This is a genomic window from Methanoculleus sp. SDB (genome assembly GCA_001412355.1).
In the GTDB taxonomy this organism is placed as follows: Archaea; Halobacteriota; Methanomicrobia; order Methanomicrobiales; family Methanomicrobiaceae; genus LKUD01.
In genome coordinates this window covers 1-15,692 of the sequence record LKUD01000018.1, presented here as the reverse complement: position 1 = coordinate 15,692, position 15,692 = coordinate 1, and the positions used below count along the sequence as shown (strand labels likewise).

Below are 15,692 nucleotides of genomic sequence, written 5' to 3'. Positions count from 1 at the left end.
TCACTCATTGAAATTATTCGGAAATCGAATTACGCTGTTTTTCCCACAAATCATTAAATGATATCGTGATATTATTGCACAAACTTGGCGAAAAGTTTTTGCGCATGCTTGTTCATCGTGAATGATCTTTCGCTCATTTCGGTGCTTCAGATAAGATAACGATCCTTTTGAAAATCGCATCTTCTTCCATTCGCGATATTAGTAGTATAGGAAGAGAAATGCTCATCTGCCGATTTCTATTTTATCTCTAAAAAAAGAAAAACGAGATTGATTGTTTCAATCCCGGCGTTTGAGTACGAACACCATACCAAGGAGGCCTATCATCATGCTGATGGGTAAGGCCATGCTCGGGAATTCGGGGACGCACTGCGGCGGGCAGTATCCACCAATCCAGTCTACTTCGGGCTCATTAAGTCCGGCGCTCGCTTGCCAGCCTACGAGCTTAACGTAGCGGTATGAACCTCCAAGGTCCATGATGGCGGTGATATCGTCACTGCACCAGCCATTGTTGTTTGTATCCTCGGCGGCATTGAACAGACGCCAGCCATCCAGATAAACTGCGATGCACGTCGCCTGCATTCCGAGATTGGTCTCATCAAACGGACCATTCGCACCGTAGATGCGGTACTCAAGCCCTTCGCCGATATACGGTCCATGGTCCTGGCTGGTAGCTACAACAATTTTATCATACTGTGCACCAAGGTCCCACCATCCGCTGTCGGGTAAAATGATCTGCACCCAGAGACCGTCCGCGGCATCACCGTTTGTGTTCCCGTCTCCGAAAGGCATTGCATACGTGTCATCCCATCCGACCACCGCACCGCTCGAACCGTATGAGGTTGTTGTTTGCGTGCTTCCATCGCTTTTTTTGATCCCCAGGAAATCCGCCGGGATGGTATGGGCCATGCAGGGATATATACCGGGATCGGGCGTTACTGCCGGGTTATAATTCGGATCTCCGGCACTCCAGGACCAGGAACCAACCGCAGATGCGGGTGTGATTACCGCAAGCAGGGCACAGAGCAGGGAAAGAACTATTACCACCTTTTTCAGTCTTTTAAGTTTCATGATCACCCCTTCGTCTTTTTCGGGACATCGATGCAAATTCGGTACCCTCCGTGATGTCCACACCCCAGAAATAGACATTTTCGTATATAGAATTTATTATATTGAAACAATAATCGAAATGCCTGATGACCACTCACTCTGTGACAGGACGAGTACATCAGATTCATTCCGATTTTTGCGAGAACGGTGCGGAGGTGGCGGCGGGCTGATCACGACCACCGGCACGTCGCTGGTATATCACTCAATTCCTACGTTCTGTTAAAACATCCTCTGGAGCGTGCTGTGAGCGCGGCCGTACCCCGTATATATCAGGAGGCCGAGAACCAGCCAGACAACGAACCGAAGGTGGGTGATGGTGGGCAGGGCCGAGATGAGGTACGCACAGGAGAGTATGCAGAGGACCGGCAGGAACGGCACGAACGGCACCCGGAACGGGCGGGTGATGCCGGGCTGGGTGCGCCTGAGGACGATGATGCCCGCGGATACGATGATGAACGCCGCAAGTGTGCCGATATTGACGAGTTCGGCGACTGCTTCGAGCGGAAGGAGGCCCGCAATGATGGCGGTGACGGAGCCCACAAGCAGGGTCGCTTTTGAGGGCGTCCTGAACACCGGGTGGAGGGAAGAGAAAAAACCGGGCAGGAGACCGTCGCGGGCCATCGCAAAGAAGATGCGTGTCTGGCCGAAGAGGAGCACGAGAAGCACCGAGGTGATGCCGCAGATCGCCCCCGCGGCAACGACGGCCGATCCCCACGTGTAGCCGATCGACTCGAGGGCAAAGGCGACGGGGGCGTCGGTGTTCTTAAACGCGAGGTAGGAGACGACACCGGTCAGCACGGCGGAGACCGCAATATACAGCACCGTACTCACGGCGAGCGATCCCACAATGCCGATAGGGAGGTCCGACTGCGGGCGGCGCACCTCCTCCGCGGCGGTCGACACCGCGTCGAACCCGATATAGGCGAAAAATACGATTGCCGCTCCCGTGAGGACTCCATGCCATCCGTACGGCATAAAAGGATGCCAGTTTCCGGGATTGATATGGGTAATCCCGAGGATGAGGAAGAGGGCGATTACGGTGAGTTTGATGGTCACGATGACCGTGTTGACCCGGACGCTCTCCTTAACGCCGCGGATGAGGAGTGCGGTAATCACGGCAATAATCAGGACGGCAGGCAGGTTGATCATCCCGCCCGGCACGCCCGGCGGGTGGATGAAGGCGGCAGGCAGCAGGATCCCTGCCTCGTGGATGATGTCCACGACGTATCCCGACCAGCCGATGGCGACGGCGGCGATTGCGACGGAATATTCGAGGATCAGGTCCCACCCGATAATCCAGGCCCATATCTCCCCGAGCGCCGCGTACCCGTAGGTATATGCGCTCCCCGCAACCGGCACCATGGCGGCGAACTCGGCATAGCAGAGTGCCGCAACGGTGCAGACAGCGCCCGCAATGACGAATGACATCAGCAGGGCGGGCCCCGAGTAGTATGCCGCCGCCACGCCGGTGATGACAAAGATGCCCGTGCCGACAATCGCCCCGATCCCGAGCAGGATGAGATCGAGGGGGCCCAGCACCTTCGAAAGCCCGCCTTCATGGGAAACGGACCTGAGCAGCTCTTCAACAGGTTTTTTCCTGAAAATCGGAGAGTTCCGGAGGGCAGCGAGACGCATACCCGTTCATCTGCTGTACAGGTAGTATAGGTTTCGGATCCACCGCCCCTTCCCGGCGCGGTTCCCCGAAAATCTCAGGGGAACTGATGCCGGCAAAAGGACGGGGCCACGCCAATCCCCCTCCTCACATGATGGGAAAATACTATATCCCGCGGCGCACAAGCGGGAGATCGTGAGGGCAATGGAGAAAAATAAGATAATCGTGATCGGAGGGGCCGTTGTTGTCATTATCGCCATCGCCGCTGTTCTCGCCGGCATGGGTGATTTTTCGCGGAACATCGGCTCCGGCCCGGTACAGAACGGCGGCCAGGAACCGGGGGCGGTTCAACCCGGCGGACTGAACGGAGGCCCCGGAGCAGGGACAATGCCTGCGCTCCTCCCCCGGGAGGATCCCTCCCCGCTGAGTGAGCAGGAAATCGAGGACATTCTCTTCATGCGGGAGGAAGAGCAGCTGGCGCACGATCTCTACACCCGCTGGGCGGGCATGTATACGCTGCCCATCTTCGCAAATATCGCGGATTCCGAAACGATGCACATCTATGAAGTACAGCTGCTCATTGACCGGTACGGCCTGCCGTCAGACAGGATCGGGAACTCTGCGACCGGCTATCATAGTCCCGTGATTCAGTCGTTGTATGACGAATTCGGGCCACAGGGCGAAATATCGCTGACCGATGCGCTCGAACTCGGGCTTGCCGTTGAGGAACGCGACATCGCCGATCTCGACATGGCGATCGCCAATACCACGCGGACCGATGTCCTGCAGGTCTGGTACAACCTCCGGCAGGGATCCGAGGCCCACAAGAGTGCATTCCTGCGGGCGCTCGGCAGGTAAGCCGTCCGTTCCCTTTTTCATCCCCCTTCTTCCTTCGGCAGTATTGCCCGGGCAGGATCACCCGTTCAACGTCGCATGCCGCCGGAAAACCCGCCTCCGGCCTGCCCCGCACCAGATGAGCTCGCATACGGTACGATGCCGGAGATCGTAAAGCCGGTCACGTTCGTGCCGGCAGCATAGGTTCCCCCGGAGTACAGACCGTCGGTCACCGTACCGACTCATACTCCCTCCCGAATACACCTGTGTGGAGAAGCCCGTATATCCCGTACCTGTTCCCTGCCCACAGGAGAAGAGAGCCGGGGGGAATGAGATCCGTGAAGATGCTCATTCGTGCCGGACGGCTTTCGGGATCGGGGGCACCGGATGCGGGGCTATACCGGTAATGTATACCACCCGGTACCGGCATGGTCCGCCATCAGGAAGATGGGGAATAATTTTTCAGGCCTCGTAGGCGATCAGGATCGATCCGGTGTCCTTTTCCAGGGACTGGATCTTTAAGAGGGACTGGGAATCAAGTTTCTTGTACGGAGGAACCCTGTCGTAGGCGACAAGAATCACTCCCAGTTTCTCTTCAAGTTTCTTGATCTCCTCGAGCTGGCTCCCGGAGGGATGGGCGGTATGGGGACATTCCATGACAATCACCGGTGCGATATAAAATCTCATGAGATATATATTTTCACACAAATAAATTTTATATGGAGTAAGGGTGCTTTGATATGAAGGACGGCAAAAAGTGCGGAAAACGGGAGCCAGAGCGTATTTTAGCCGTGGTGAAACCTCAGAACCGGTCACCCTCTATCCGGTACAGGTACCAGTCCTGCCGTATCCCTCCGCAGCGCTCGTAGAACCTGATGGCCGGCTCGTTCCATGTGAGCACCGTCCAGTCCAGCCTCACGCACCCCCGGCGGGCGGCTTCTCCGCGGCAGAAATCAAACAAAGCTCTCCCGATGCCCGTATTCCTGTGCGCTTCGAGCACGAAGATATCCTCCAGAAAGAGTGTGGGGCGGGCGAGGAACGTCGAGTAGGTGAAGTAGAACGTGACGTACCCCACCGCGATGCCGTCGACGTATCCAAGATATGCCTCGTAGCGTGGGCGGGCGGAAAGGGCGTCGGCTTTCAGCCGCTCCTTCGCCCCGTCGTCGGGTGGCGCGAGATGTTCGTACTCCGCAAGTTTTTGTATGAGATTCAGGAATTCGTCGAAACTGGCATGATCCACTTTTTCGATGGTGACGGTCGGCATGAGCGATCCTGTAATGGTGGGGTGCGGAGCGTGAAAGGCGTGGTGGTTGTCCGGGGAACCGTGTTTCTGTCAGCTGTATATCCGGGGTGAATGGAATCGGAGAGACCGGCGATACTATAGTATCGGCGTGCATATGACGTCACACCCGGAGAATCCGCATGCACCCGGCATGCACGGTTAGGGAGGGTAAGAGTGTTCCGCGTTCTTCCGGGCACTCCCCTCATAAAAAAATCACCGGCGGGGAAACCCGATCCGGCTGAGCACGGCCCGGATCTCGTCAAGCACCGCCGGGTCCTCGATAGTCGGCGGGACGGAGAAGGATTCGCCGTCGGCCATCTTTTTTATCGTGCCCCTGAGGATTTTGCCTGACCGCGTTTTGGGAAGCCTCCGCACGATGCCCACGACTTTGAAGGACGCAATCGGTCCGATCGTATCCCGCACGCGCTGGATCAGCTCAGCACGTATCTCCTCCGTCTCCCTCCCTGCTCCTGCTTTCAGGACGACAAGGCCGATCGGGATTTCTCCCTTGACCGGGTCCGCCACCCCTGCCACGGCGCACTCGGCCACATCGGGGTGGGATGCGATCACCTCCTCCATCGCCCCGGTCGAGAGGCGATGGCCTGCGGTATTGATGATATCGTCCGTCCGGCTCATGATCCACAGGTATCCGTCTTCATCGATATAGCCGGCATCGCCGGTATGGTAGTAGCCGGGGTATTCCGAGAGGTACGTCCGCGTATAATCCCCGTGGTTGTTCCAGAGCGTTGAAAGGCACCCCGGGGGCAGCGGCAGCCTGATGGCGATGTTTCCGGTTGTCATCGGGGGTACCGGCCGCCCGTGTTCGTCGAGCACGTGGACGACGTACCCCGGCACAGGCTTCGTGCAGGATCCCGGTTTTACCGGCAGCATGCCGAGACCGACCGCATTCGCCCCGATCGCCCATCCCGTTTCGGTCTGCCACCAGTGGTCGATGACCGGGACGTGAAGGAGCTCGGCTGCCCACCGGAGCGTGTCGGGATCACACCGTTCTCCCGCAAGAAAGAGCGTCCTGAATCCGGAGAGGTCATATTTTCGGATGTATTCACCGTTCGGGTCTTCCCGCTTGATGGCCCGGAATGCGGTCGGTGCCGTGAAGAGTGCGGACACGCCGTGCTCCTCGATCACCCTCCAGAATGCGCCGGGATCGGGAGTTCCCACCGATTTCCCCTCGTACAGGATGGTCGTGCACCCGCTTGCGAGCGGCGCATAGACGATATACGAATGCCCGACCACCCACCCGACGTCGGATGCGGCCCAGAAGACCTCTCCGGGACTGATATCGTAGATATTCCTCATGCTCCATTTCAGGGCGACCAGATGCCCCCCGTTGTCCCGGAGGATGCCCTTCGGAACGCCGGTTGTCCCGGAGGTGTAGAGAATATAGAGGGGGTCCGTTGCCGTGACCGGCACGCACGGAACCGGCCGGGCATGCCGGAGCGTCTCCCAGTCGCGGTCCCTTTCGCCGGTCAGGGCTGCGAGGTGTTCGGGCCTCTGGAGGATCACACAGTGATCCGGCTTGTGCTCCGACATCGCGATAGCGGAATCGAGGAGCGGCTTGTAGGATATGATCCTGTTGATCTCGATGCCGCATGAGGCCGACAGCACGACCTTCGGCCGTGCATCGGCGATCCGCGCTGCGAGCTCCCGTGCGGCAAAGCCCCCGAATACGACCGAATGGATCGCGCCAATCCGTGCGCAGGCGAGCATCGCCACAACTGCCTCCGGAACCATCGGCATATAGATGACGACACGATCCCCGTACCCGACTCCGAGATCCGTGAGCCCTCCGGCACACCGTGCCACTATGTCGAGCAGCTCCCGGTAGGTGTATCGCCGGACCGTATCCGTAACCGGGCTGTCGTAGATCAGGGCGGCCTGTTCGCCCCGTCCCTGTTCGACGTGCATGTCGAGTGCATTATAACAGGTGTTCAGGACTCCGCCGGAAAACCACCGGGAGAACGAGGTATCCGAATCATCAAGGACCGTATCCCACTGCCTGAACCAGTGCACGTCCCTTGCAGCCTGACCCCAGAATCCGCCGGGATCCTCGATGGAATCCCGGTATGCCGTATCATACGCGGTCGCACGAACTTCCCCGCCTGCCATGTTATAGCATGGCAGATTGCCGGTAAATAATTTCCCTGCACCACATTGCCCTGCATGCACCGCAGGAATCCCGTCCCGATGCCCGCCCGTATGCGGCGTATGATGGTTTTCCGGAGCATGCACCTCCTCAGAATGTGGGCCGTCCCGGTCATGGATACGAAAATCCGGTGCAGGGGGCCCGGACATCCCGGAGCGATTTCCGCCGGGACGCGCTTCGTGCAAAGCACAGATTTAAATACTTTTTACAGCCATGTTACCATATAGCGTGCCATGTTATGACGTGGCATGATCTACGGGGGATATGACTATGAGCCGTAAATTTCCGATGATAGTCGCAATCATTGTGATTGCCATAGCATGTGCAGGGTGCAGTGAACAGACCACGACACCCGAGGCGATCCGGGTCGGTGTCGTGGCGTCGATGACCGGCTCTGCAAGTTCGACGGGGAACGACATCTGGCAGTCGGCCCTTCTCGCTGCAGAAGAGATTAACGCGAACGGGGGCGTCTATGTCGCGGACATAGGCAAAAGCCTTCCTATCAGAGTGATCCAGGGCGATGACGAATCCACTCGCGAGGGAGGCATGAAAGCTGTTTCGAAGCTTATTACCCAGGATAATGTCGACCTGCTCGTCGGCGGGTTCTCGAGTGCGGTCGTCATGGCCCACCAGTCAATCGTCGCCGACTACGGGGTGCCCTATATTATCTCCGGGGCTTCCAGCACCGCTGTGTCGAACCGGGACGACATCGACACCTCATACATGTTCTATCTTCGCCCCTCGTCCGACGATTCCTCGATCGTGACCACGCTCTTTGCCGGCAATGTCCTTCGCCCGGCAATCAACGAGAAATTCGGGTTTTCGGACGACCGGCCGCTGAGGCTCGCCATCATCTACCAGGACAGCCCGTACGGGAAAGGCCACCAGAGCGCCATTCATGCGACCATCGAAAACAACGACCTGAATGTCGACGTGGTTTCGGAAGAGAGCTTTATGATGGGAGAGTCTGATTTCAGGACTATTCTCACGGCTGTCAAGGCGAAGCAGCCGGATGCCGTTTATGCGGTCACGTTCTTAAACGAGCAGATTCCGCTTGTCCAGCAGGCGAGAAGGGATGTCGGGCTTGACACGATCTTCCTGACCATCGAGCCCAATGACGACCCCGACTATTACAGCGGCGTCGGCCGGTACGGCGAATTCTCGTTGCTCGAGAGCCGGTTCAGCCCGTATGCAGTGCCGAACGGACCGACGGCATCTGCGGTCACGGATTTTGTGGCAGCCTTCGATGCCCGGTGGAACGGCTTCCCCGGCATGATGGGCGCTGCGACCTACGAAGCGGTATATGTCGCGGCAGAGGCCATTGAGAATGCCGGGACCCTCGACAAGACGGCGGTGCGTGACGCACTCGACGCGATTGAGATGCCCCAGATGATCGAGGCCATGAAAAACGGGGTGATCACCTTTTCGGATGACTACCGCGTAAGTGCGTTTGATCTCTATATGTCCCAGCTGATATGGGATGAGAGTGCCGGTGAGCCGCGGCCCAGAATTATCTGGCCGGACAGCTTAAAGGAAACGGATCTCGTCATCCCCGACTGGTACACGCCGGGGAGTGACTAACTCCTTATTTTTCATGCCATTCGCCGGACGGGGATGAAGCAGTCATGGACATCGGCATTCTTATTCAGGTCGTATTCTGGGGGCTGTATGCCGGCTGCATCTACATCCTTCTTGCCACCGGCTTGAACCTCATCTTCGGCGTGATGAAGATCGTGAATTTCGCACACGGCGAATTTCTCATGGTTGGTGCGTACATCACCTTTATCTTCGTCGCACTGACGGGGTTCAATCCCTACGTGCTGCTCTTCGCCACGATGCCGGTCCTTATCGTCACCGGAATCATCATCGAACGCCTCTGTTTCCGCCCGATCCTCGGCACGGGGAAGCTGAATGAAATTTTCGTCAGCCTCGGGCTGATCTATATTTTCCAGAACGCCGTCGCCCTCATCTGGACCGACGAATGGAGAATTATCCAGAGTCCTTTTGTCGATGTCACCGTCTCACTCGGCGTGCTGGAGCTGCCCCTCGACTACCTGATCATCATCATTCTCACCGTTGCAATTCTCTCCGGCCTCTACGTCTTTCTTCGGAAAACGCATCTCGGCAAGGCCATCAGGGCGACCAGCCAGAACAGGAAGGGTGCCATGCTCATGGGCATCAATGTCGAACGAATGGACATGATCAGTTTCGGCATCGGGACCGGGCTGGCCGCCGCGGCGGGCACACTCTGGGCGGTGAGCGGGCAGGTCTTCAATCCGTACATGGGATCAATTCCGGCGATTAAAGCGTTTGCAATCGTTATCCTGGGTGGTCTCGGCAGCATTCCCGGCGCCATCGTCGGGGGGCTCCTGTACGGAATCGTGGAAAATATGACGACATTCACGCTCGGAGGAGCATGGAAAGATGCGATATCGTTTGTTCTCCTCATCATCGTGCTCATTTTCCGGCCGACCGGGCTCTTCGGGGAGGAGGGTGAATGACGGCGTTCTTGCGGCCAACCCCGAAAACCTGCCTGATCGCCGGGGCAATCGCCGCCGGCGTCGTGCTTCCCCTGCTTCCCGTGACAAATCTCTACATCCTGACAGTCCTGATCCTGATGCTGATCTTCATCATCTATGCCTCCGCATGGAACCTGCTCACCTATTCCGGACAGGGTTCGCTCGGCCATGCGGCGTTCTTCGGCCTCGGCGGCTATGCATCGTCCCTGATTGCATTGCAGAGCGGCCTCTCGCCCTATATCACTATCTTCGCCGGTGCGGCATTCAGCGCCTTGATCGGGCTGCTCATCGGGCTCACATGCGTACGCTTGCGGGAATGGTTCCTCGCCATGGTTACCTTCGGGTTTGCCATTATCATCCAGACAGTCATCGTGAGCATGCTTTCGCCGGTTACCGGGGGGTGGGACGGCTATGCGGTTCCGAAACTGATCGCGAGCACCATTCCCTACCATCTTCTCTGGGAGTACTACTCCATCCTCATCGTCACCATCCTCTCCCTCATGGCAATTCATCTGGTTCTGAAATCACGAATCGGCCTTGCACTCGCGGCAATCCGGGAGAATGAACTGGAGGCACGGGCGGCAGGCATCGATCCCGTGAAGTTCAAACTGCTCGCATTCACCATCAGCGCCTATATCGCCGGTATTGCAGGGGCGCTTGAAATCCACCATTTCGGCTACATAACGCCGGAGATCTTCGGCGTGAATCTCTCGTTCTGGCCGGTCATCTACTCCATCACCGGTGGCCTCGGAACACTTGCGGGGCCGGTCATAGGGACGATTGTCGTGAGTCTTCTCTGGGACGGGCTCAATGCCGCGGGGCTTACCTATGAGCGGTATATCATCATCGGCGCACTTCTTATCCTGACGATCATCTATCTCCCGCGGGGTCTTGTCTCGCTCGTGGAGAAGTACGGAAGAATGGTGGATAGCGGCCGGAATCCGCGGTAAAATACTTTTTCCCGATCGAGGCGGCTTTTCCGTACCCGTCCCCGGGCAGCCCGTCGGACCTGCCCGGCCCTGCGGGAGAGATTGCATCACCTTTTTCAAACCCCGGTCGGCACGGAAAAAAGAGGGCCTGATACGACCGGGGATTACCGGCGCCGGGAAACGAGTGCGAGGCCGATGGCGCTGAGAGCGCAGAATACGGAGGGCCCTGAGGCTTCTGTCGGTCCGGGAATGGGGAGCTCTTCCGGCGCAGCCGGTTCTGGGGGATCCGCGGTCTCGCCCGGTGCTGGTGGTGCGGCAGAGGACGGGGGAGAAGCGCGGAAGAACGTGATGGCATCCCGTCCGCCGGCGGCCAGGGTATCACCTCCACCCGAGAGTGCAACGGCGGCTGCCGGGGATTCGGACGGCTCTTCCCAGAGCAGTGTTCCGTTCCGCGCGAAGATCCGGACAGTATCGCCGCCCGCTGCGATAAGGTCTCCTTCGGATGAGACCGCGAGGTCGCGGAGTGCTCCGCCGGTCGGAGAGTCCCACATGAGCCTGCCGTTGACGTTGAAGACATAGAGCATATCATCCTGTGAGGCGGCGGCGATCGTCTTCGCATCGTCGGAGACGGCGAGCGCTGATACCGGCTGGCTCCCGAGGCGGTAGCACCAGAGTTCACGCTGCCCGGCATTAAAAAAGCAGAGATTTCCCGTCTTTGTTCCCACAATGACGTACTCCCCCGCCGGTGTCGCTGCGACGCTGACCGGATCGGCGCTGAGAGTAATGTTCCAGTCTTCATCGCCGTCTACGTTCAGACGGCGAAGTGTCCGGTCGTCGAACCCGGCAAGGATCGCCTCGCCGCCCTCAATAAACGCAATCGAGTAGGCAATGTAGCCGTTGTGCCAGGACCATACTTCCGTGAGATTCCTGTCGAAAACCCTCACCTTCTCCGCCGCCACCGCAATATGTTCCCCGTCCGGCGAGATCGTCACATCGTGGAGGGTGCCGACCGTTACGATGCCGTGGAGCGTGCCACCGGCATCAACGAGACAGAGCTTATCGCTGAACGTCGCGGAGGCAAGGTTCCCGTCAGGGGTGATGGCGATTCCATCAACCCGGGATCCGGTCATAAAGGATCCGGAGGGCTTCATCAGCAGATCGGCGGCTGCAGGGCCGGTGCAGAGAGCGCAGAGGATCAGAATAAGCATGAGAGGTGAATATCTTTTCATCATGCCCGCCTCCGGTCACCTCTTTCCCGCCCTTATCGCCGGCACAAGGCCGATCACCATGAGCGCGGCGATCCCTCCGAATCCGGAAGCCTTCTGTGCGGGGGTGGGCGTGCTCTCCGGGGCCTCGAAGATCTCGGGGTGGATGTCCGCTGCCACCTGCTCGAGGGCATCGACGATACGCGGTCCCCCGCGGTCAATCATGTCGGAATTGACGACGTAAACCCGGCTGTTCCTGACAGCCGCAAGTCCCTGAAAGCGGGGTTCGCTCATGACATAGGTATAGATCAGGTCGTAGCCGCTTTCCCCCATTCCCGTACCCGAGTTGACGAGGATGATGTCGGGATTTGTGGTGACGAACTCTTCAAGACTGACGATCTCCCAGCCATTGACGCCGGGGAAGGCGTTTGTCCCCCCCGCCATCTCGAACATCTGGTCCTGAAAAGTCCCGCTCCCGCTTACCCAGATGGGATCGTACCAGACGAGGTGGACTACGGAAGGCCGATCAGCCACCCGGGTATCGCGTGCGGTGACCACCGCTGCAATACGACGTTCCATGTCTGCGGCGATGGCCTCCGCCTTTTCCCCGGTGCCGGTGGCAGTGCCGACGAGGCGGATATTGTCGATGATGTCGTCGATGCTCTCCGGATTTAAAGCGATGATGGTGAGGCCGAGGGATCTGAGATGGCTGACGACCTCCTCGGTATTTCCGAAGGCTGCGATGACGAGGTCGGGCCGTGCGGCGACAACCTTCTCCACGTTGACCGTGCTGTAGCCCCCGACCTTTTCTATCGCAGCGGTTTCCGACGGGTGGTTGCAGTAGTCGGTGACGCCGACCACGCGGTCGCCGAGGCCGAGTGTGAAGAGTATCTCCGTATTCGCCGGGGCGAGCGAGACGATACGCTGAGGGGTGCCGGTGATGGTGACCGTCTCGCCGAAGTCATCGGTGACGGTGACGACACGGTCATCCCCGCCGGAAACGCCGGGGGGAGGCGCCGGGTAAGGTGTAACGGGCACCAGAGTTGCTGCGGGAGTGGTGCTCGCCGCCTGCACATGTGCGGTCTGATCCGGTGTGATGGGATAGGGCATCCCCAGCAGTGCCGTCACCACACTTGCGGTCATCCGGCAGGGGTTGTCAGCAAGCACCGGTGTCCATCTGAAGTATCCTTCGGGCTGCCGATAGGAGATGAGGTGGGAGATGACATCGATGCCGTTCTTCTGCCAGGCGGTCGGGTTCTCCCCCGCGGCGACCAGTGCCTGAATCACCCACGCGGTGGATGCGGAATTCGAGCCGCTGGACCCCCCGTAATTGAAGCCCCCGTCGTCCATCTGGACGGATCTGAAGAATGAGAGCGCCTTTTGGATTACCGGAGATGTCCGGGGCTCTCCGGCGGCGATAAGCGCCATAACGGCGGATGCGGTATCGTCGGAATCGCTCTCCGCTCCGGGCGTCCATCCGAAACCGCCGTCGCCGTTCTGCTGGTTCTTCAGCCATGCAACGGAGAATGCGGTGTCTTCACCTGCCGCGGCGAGGGCCAGGATCGCCCAGTTCGTTGTGTAGATATGGTCGCCGAACCGGCCGCCGGACTGCTGTTTTGCCCTCAGGAGTTCCACGAAATCTGTGCCTTCAAACATTCCGGGGTCCTCTCCGACGGCAATTATCGTCAGCACCATCTTTGCTGTCTCGGCAGTGCCGTCGATGGCAACCGTCTCTTCAGCAATATCCCTGAGGTAATCCATCGACGAGCTGCCGCCCGCCCGCCACTCCCGCGGATCTTCTCCGGCGGAGGCGAGGGCCATGATAACCCACGTCGAGGTGCCGGGGTTGCTCGCCCTTCCAGCCTCCCCAAACCCGCCGTCGTCGTTCTGGCAGGTATGCAGGTAGTCGAGCGCCCGGGCGATCTCGCTGTCATCGTGTGCATACGGGAAAGCAGCGACTGTTCCAATCAGAAGAAGAGAGAGGATGACAGTGCATACCCCTCTACCGTTCATAGTTCTTTCTCCTGAATCCGTACAGCCCGACGCCGATAATGCTGACGACGAGGAGTGCAAGGCCGCCTTGTATCATCAGGGAGGTATCTCCCATCCCTGCCGCTGATTCTCCGGGTGCGGACAGGAGAGAATCGGAGTACCGGGGACTGCCAAGCTCCGGCGGCGTTCCGTTCGTCTCTTCGCCGAGGGCTGTGAGTACGAAGAGGGAGAGTCCGTTCGGTGAGATTGCCTCGAAGATCATCCGTCCCGCCTCGTCCTTTCCAACCATGGTGGTCGCCAGCATCTCGATGCTGCCATCGTCCGTCCGGTGCAGGATCTGTATGGTGCCCGTCCCGCCGTGTTCCTCCACCCACTCCGGCCTGACGGCCATACGGACGATCGCAGTCCCGATGTCTGTCCCGTCTTCAAGGTTGCCGGTGGTGATCTCCATGCCGAAGGCGAAGGATGTGATCGCCTTGCCGGAGCGGGAAGCTGCGCCGATGCACGCGGTCCTGGTCTCATCCGTGAGTTTTTCCAGCAAAGTGGCAGTGATCGGGCTGTCCACCGGGACGATATGGAGGTCGGCGGTGAAGAACCCGGCTACCTCTCCGATGCCGGAAAAGTCGGAAGTGACCGGTGTAATGTCGATGGTAATCTTCTCGATGATACCCGTGAGGACGTCACCATCCTTCTTGAAATCGAAGAGGCGAATGGTCATGGCGACGTTGCTGCGTGTCGTGATGATATCGTTGCCGTCGAAAGTGATCGTTTCTCCGGCTGCCTTTGCCTCTGAAAGATTAAGGGCGAAGATCTCTCCCCATTCGGCAAGGGTGAGAGTGGCCCCCTCGGGCAGGCCGAGGAGGAAGTGTTCCGTCGTCCTCCCGCCGCTGGTGGTGGTTCCGCTACTGATCTCATCGTCGCTATTTCCGGTTCCACTGGTTGTGTCGACCGTCGTGATCCGGGCTTTCAGGTAGATGATGTCGCCAGAGGTCTCATAGGTGGAGGACATGCTCTCGCTCCAGTACCAGATGATCTCGTCGCCGTCACTGACGGTGTATGCATTGGATCCCTGTACGGGGGACACGCCGTTGACGAGATACATCCAGCCGGCCGCGCCCCCATTCTCTCTTCCCCTCACCGAGATGATGAAGAGGGAGCCGTATTCGTCGTAATAGCTGTCTTCCACCGAATAACTGACGCGAGCGGCATCCAGCGCACCGAGCGCGGTCTGGCGGGAGACGTTATACTGCTTGCCGCTGTTGTCAGCGGTCACGACGAATGTCCCGCTATCCAGTGTGACGGTCCTCCAGCTGATGCCGCCACTGCTGCCGCCACCGCCGCTACTGCCACCAACTCCACCGTTTCCACCACTGCTGCCGGTGCTGACGGTGACGGCGACGGCCGCGGTTGCTGCCTCACCGCCGGCTTCCGCGGAAATCGTGAGAGTGCCGGCACTGCGGGGCAGGAAGGATGCGGAAGTGCCGGAGGCATACACCGGAACTCCGCCGTTCATCTGGAAGGTGATGAATGCCGGTGCGTCAAGAGTGACGGTGACGACAGAGCCTGCCGTGCCCCCGCTTGTCTCCATCGAGAGCGCCGCGCATGGTGCGGCGCAGGCGAAAAGGAGCGTGAGGAGAAGCGCGCTCAGGAGACGACGCATTCCAATCCCTCGCAGTGGCAGAGCATGTCATCGGGGTAATCGTCGAGCGTGTAGATACCGGCATAGAGGGTATATGCACCCGTCTGGGCCTGCTGCGGCACGGCGATGAGCACCGGGATCTCCACGGGAATACCGGCATCAAGCCTGACCGTGGCGATGCCTGCAAGGCTGTCGCCGCCGCTGTTCACCCCGCTCACCACCACCGCATACCAGCCCGCATCCTGAGCGGTGACGGTGATGATTGCCCGGGCGGTTCCGCCGCGGGCGGCATCAATCACCGCAAAGCCGGAGGTCGCGACACGGGAAATTGTCACGTCGATCTCGACGATATAGGTCGCTTCGTCGATGAGGGGTGCGTAGGTCGAGGGATCCGTGGGGCAGTAGTAGA

At 59.0% G+C, this 15,692-nt stretch carries 13 protein-coding genes and 1 pseudogene; 4 read left to right on the top strand and 10 right to left on the bottom strand.

Annotated elements, in window-relative coordinates:
* Positions 1-276: 276 nt before the first annotated feature.
* Positions 277-1,074, bottom strand: a complete 798-nt coding sequence (locus APR53_07530) for a hypothetical protein (protein KQC05468.1) — start codon at positions 1,072-1,074, stop codon at positions 277-279.
* Between the two features lie 252 nt (positions 1,075-1,326).
* Entirely contained in the window at positions 1,327-2,742 is a 1,416-nt protein-coding gene (locus APR53_07525; protein ID KQC05467.1) for an amino acid permease, read from the bottom strand.
* Between the two features lie 181 nt (positions 2,743-2,923).
* On the opposite strand from APR53_07525, the gene APR53_07520 reads away from it, so the two are divergent.
* On the top strand, positions 2,924-3,577 hold the full coding sequence (locus APR53_07520) for a hypothetical protein (protein KQC05466.1): 654 nt from the start codon (positions 2,924-2,926) through the stop codon (positions 3,575-3,577).
* A 205-nt stretch (positions 3,578-3,782) separates the two neighbouring features.
* Here the strand turns inward: APR53_07520 and APR53_07515 are convergent, their stop codons facing one another.
* The 4 genes from APR53_07515 to prpE all read right to left on the bottom strand — a co-directional run bounded on the left by APR53_07515 (position 3,783) and on the right by prpE (position 6,962).
* Positions 3,783-3,983 (bottom strand): hypothetical protein, encoded by a 201-nt coding sequence (locus tag APR53_07515; GenBank protein ID KQC05465.1) that lies wholly within the window; start codon positions 3,981-3,983, stop codon positions 3,783-3,785.
* A 32-nt stretch (positions 3,984-4,015) separates the two neighbouring features.
* Positions 4,016-4,261, bottom strand: coding sequence for a hypothetical protein (locus APR53_07510; protein ID KQC05464.1), 246 nt, complete (start codon positions 4,259-4,261; stop codon positions 4,016-4,018).
* A gap of 94 nt (positions 4,262-4,355) precedes the next feature.
* A complete protein-coding gene (locus APR53_07505; protein ID KQC05463.1) occupies positions 4,356-4,817 on the bottom strand; it encodes a GCN5 family acetyltransferase in 462 nt (153 codons plus the stop codon).
* 231 nt (positions 4,818-5,048) lie between these two features.
* Positions 5,049-6,962: a propionate--CoA ligase gene (gene prpE / locus APR53_07500; GenBank protein ID KQC05470.1), complete on the bottom strand. Its 1,914-nt coding sequence runs from the start codon at positions 6,960-6,962 to the stop codon at positions 5,049-5,051.
* 301 nt (positions 6,963-7,263) lie between these two features.
* Here prpE and APR53_07495 point away from each other — a divergent pair, with 301 nt between their 5' ends.
* From APR53_07495 to APR53_07485, 3 genes are read left to right on the top strand one after another with little or no spacing between them, the layout of a single operon-like run.
* Positions 7,264-8,580: an ABC transporter substrate-binding protein gene (locus APR53_07495; protein ID KQC05462.1), complete on the top strand. Its 1,317-nt coding sequence runs from the start codon at positions 7,264-7,266 to the stop codon at positions 8,578-8,580.
* Between the two features lie 44 nt (positions 8,581-8,624).
* Entirely contained in the window at positions 8,625-9,500 is an 876-nt protein-coding gene (locus APR53_07490; GenBank protein ID KQC05461.1) for an ABC transporter permease, read from the top strand.
* Positions 9,497-10,468 (top strand): ABC transporter permease, encoded by a 972-nt coding sequence (locus APR53_07485; GenBank protein KQC05460.1) that lies wholly within the window; start codon positions 9,497-9,499, stop codon positions 10,466-10,468. Before APR53_07490 ends, APR53_07485 begins: the two co-directional genes overlap by 4 nt.
* 143 nt (positions 10,469-10,611) lie before the next feature.
* Here the strand turns inward: APR53_07485 and APR53_07480 are convergent, their stop codons facing one another.
* From APR53_07480 to APR53_07465, 4 genes and pseudogenes are all read right to left on the bottom strand, one after another.
* Positions 10,612-11,679: a hypothetical protein gene (locus APR53_07480; protein ID KQC05459.1), complete on the bottom strand. Its 1,068-nt coding sequence runs from the start codon at positions 11,677-11,679 to the stop codon at positions 10,612-10,614.
* A gap of 12 nt (positions 11,680-11,691) precedes the next feature.
* Positions 11,692-13,575, bottom strand: a complete 1,884-nt coding sequence (locus tag APR53_07475; protein ID KQC05469.1) for an ABC transporter substrate-binding protein — start codon at positions 13,573-13,575, stop codon at positions 11,692-11,694.
* A gap of 79 nt (positions 13,576-13,654) precedes the next feature.
* On the bottom strand, positions 13,655-15,304 hold the full coding sequence (locus APR53_07470) for a hypothetical protein (GenBank protein KQC05458.1): 1,650 nt from the start codon (positions 15,302-15,304) through the stop codon (positions 13,655-13,657).
* Positions 15,289-15,692, bottom strand: a pseudogene (locus APR53_07465). The gene APR53_07470 and the pseudogene APR53_07465 overlap by 16 nt, the downstream one beginning before the upstream one ends.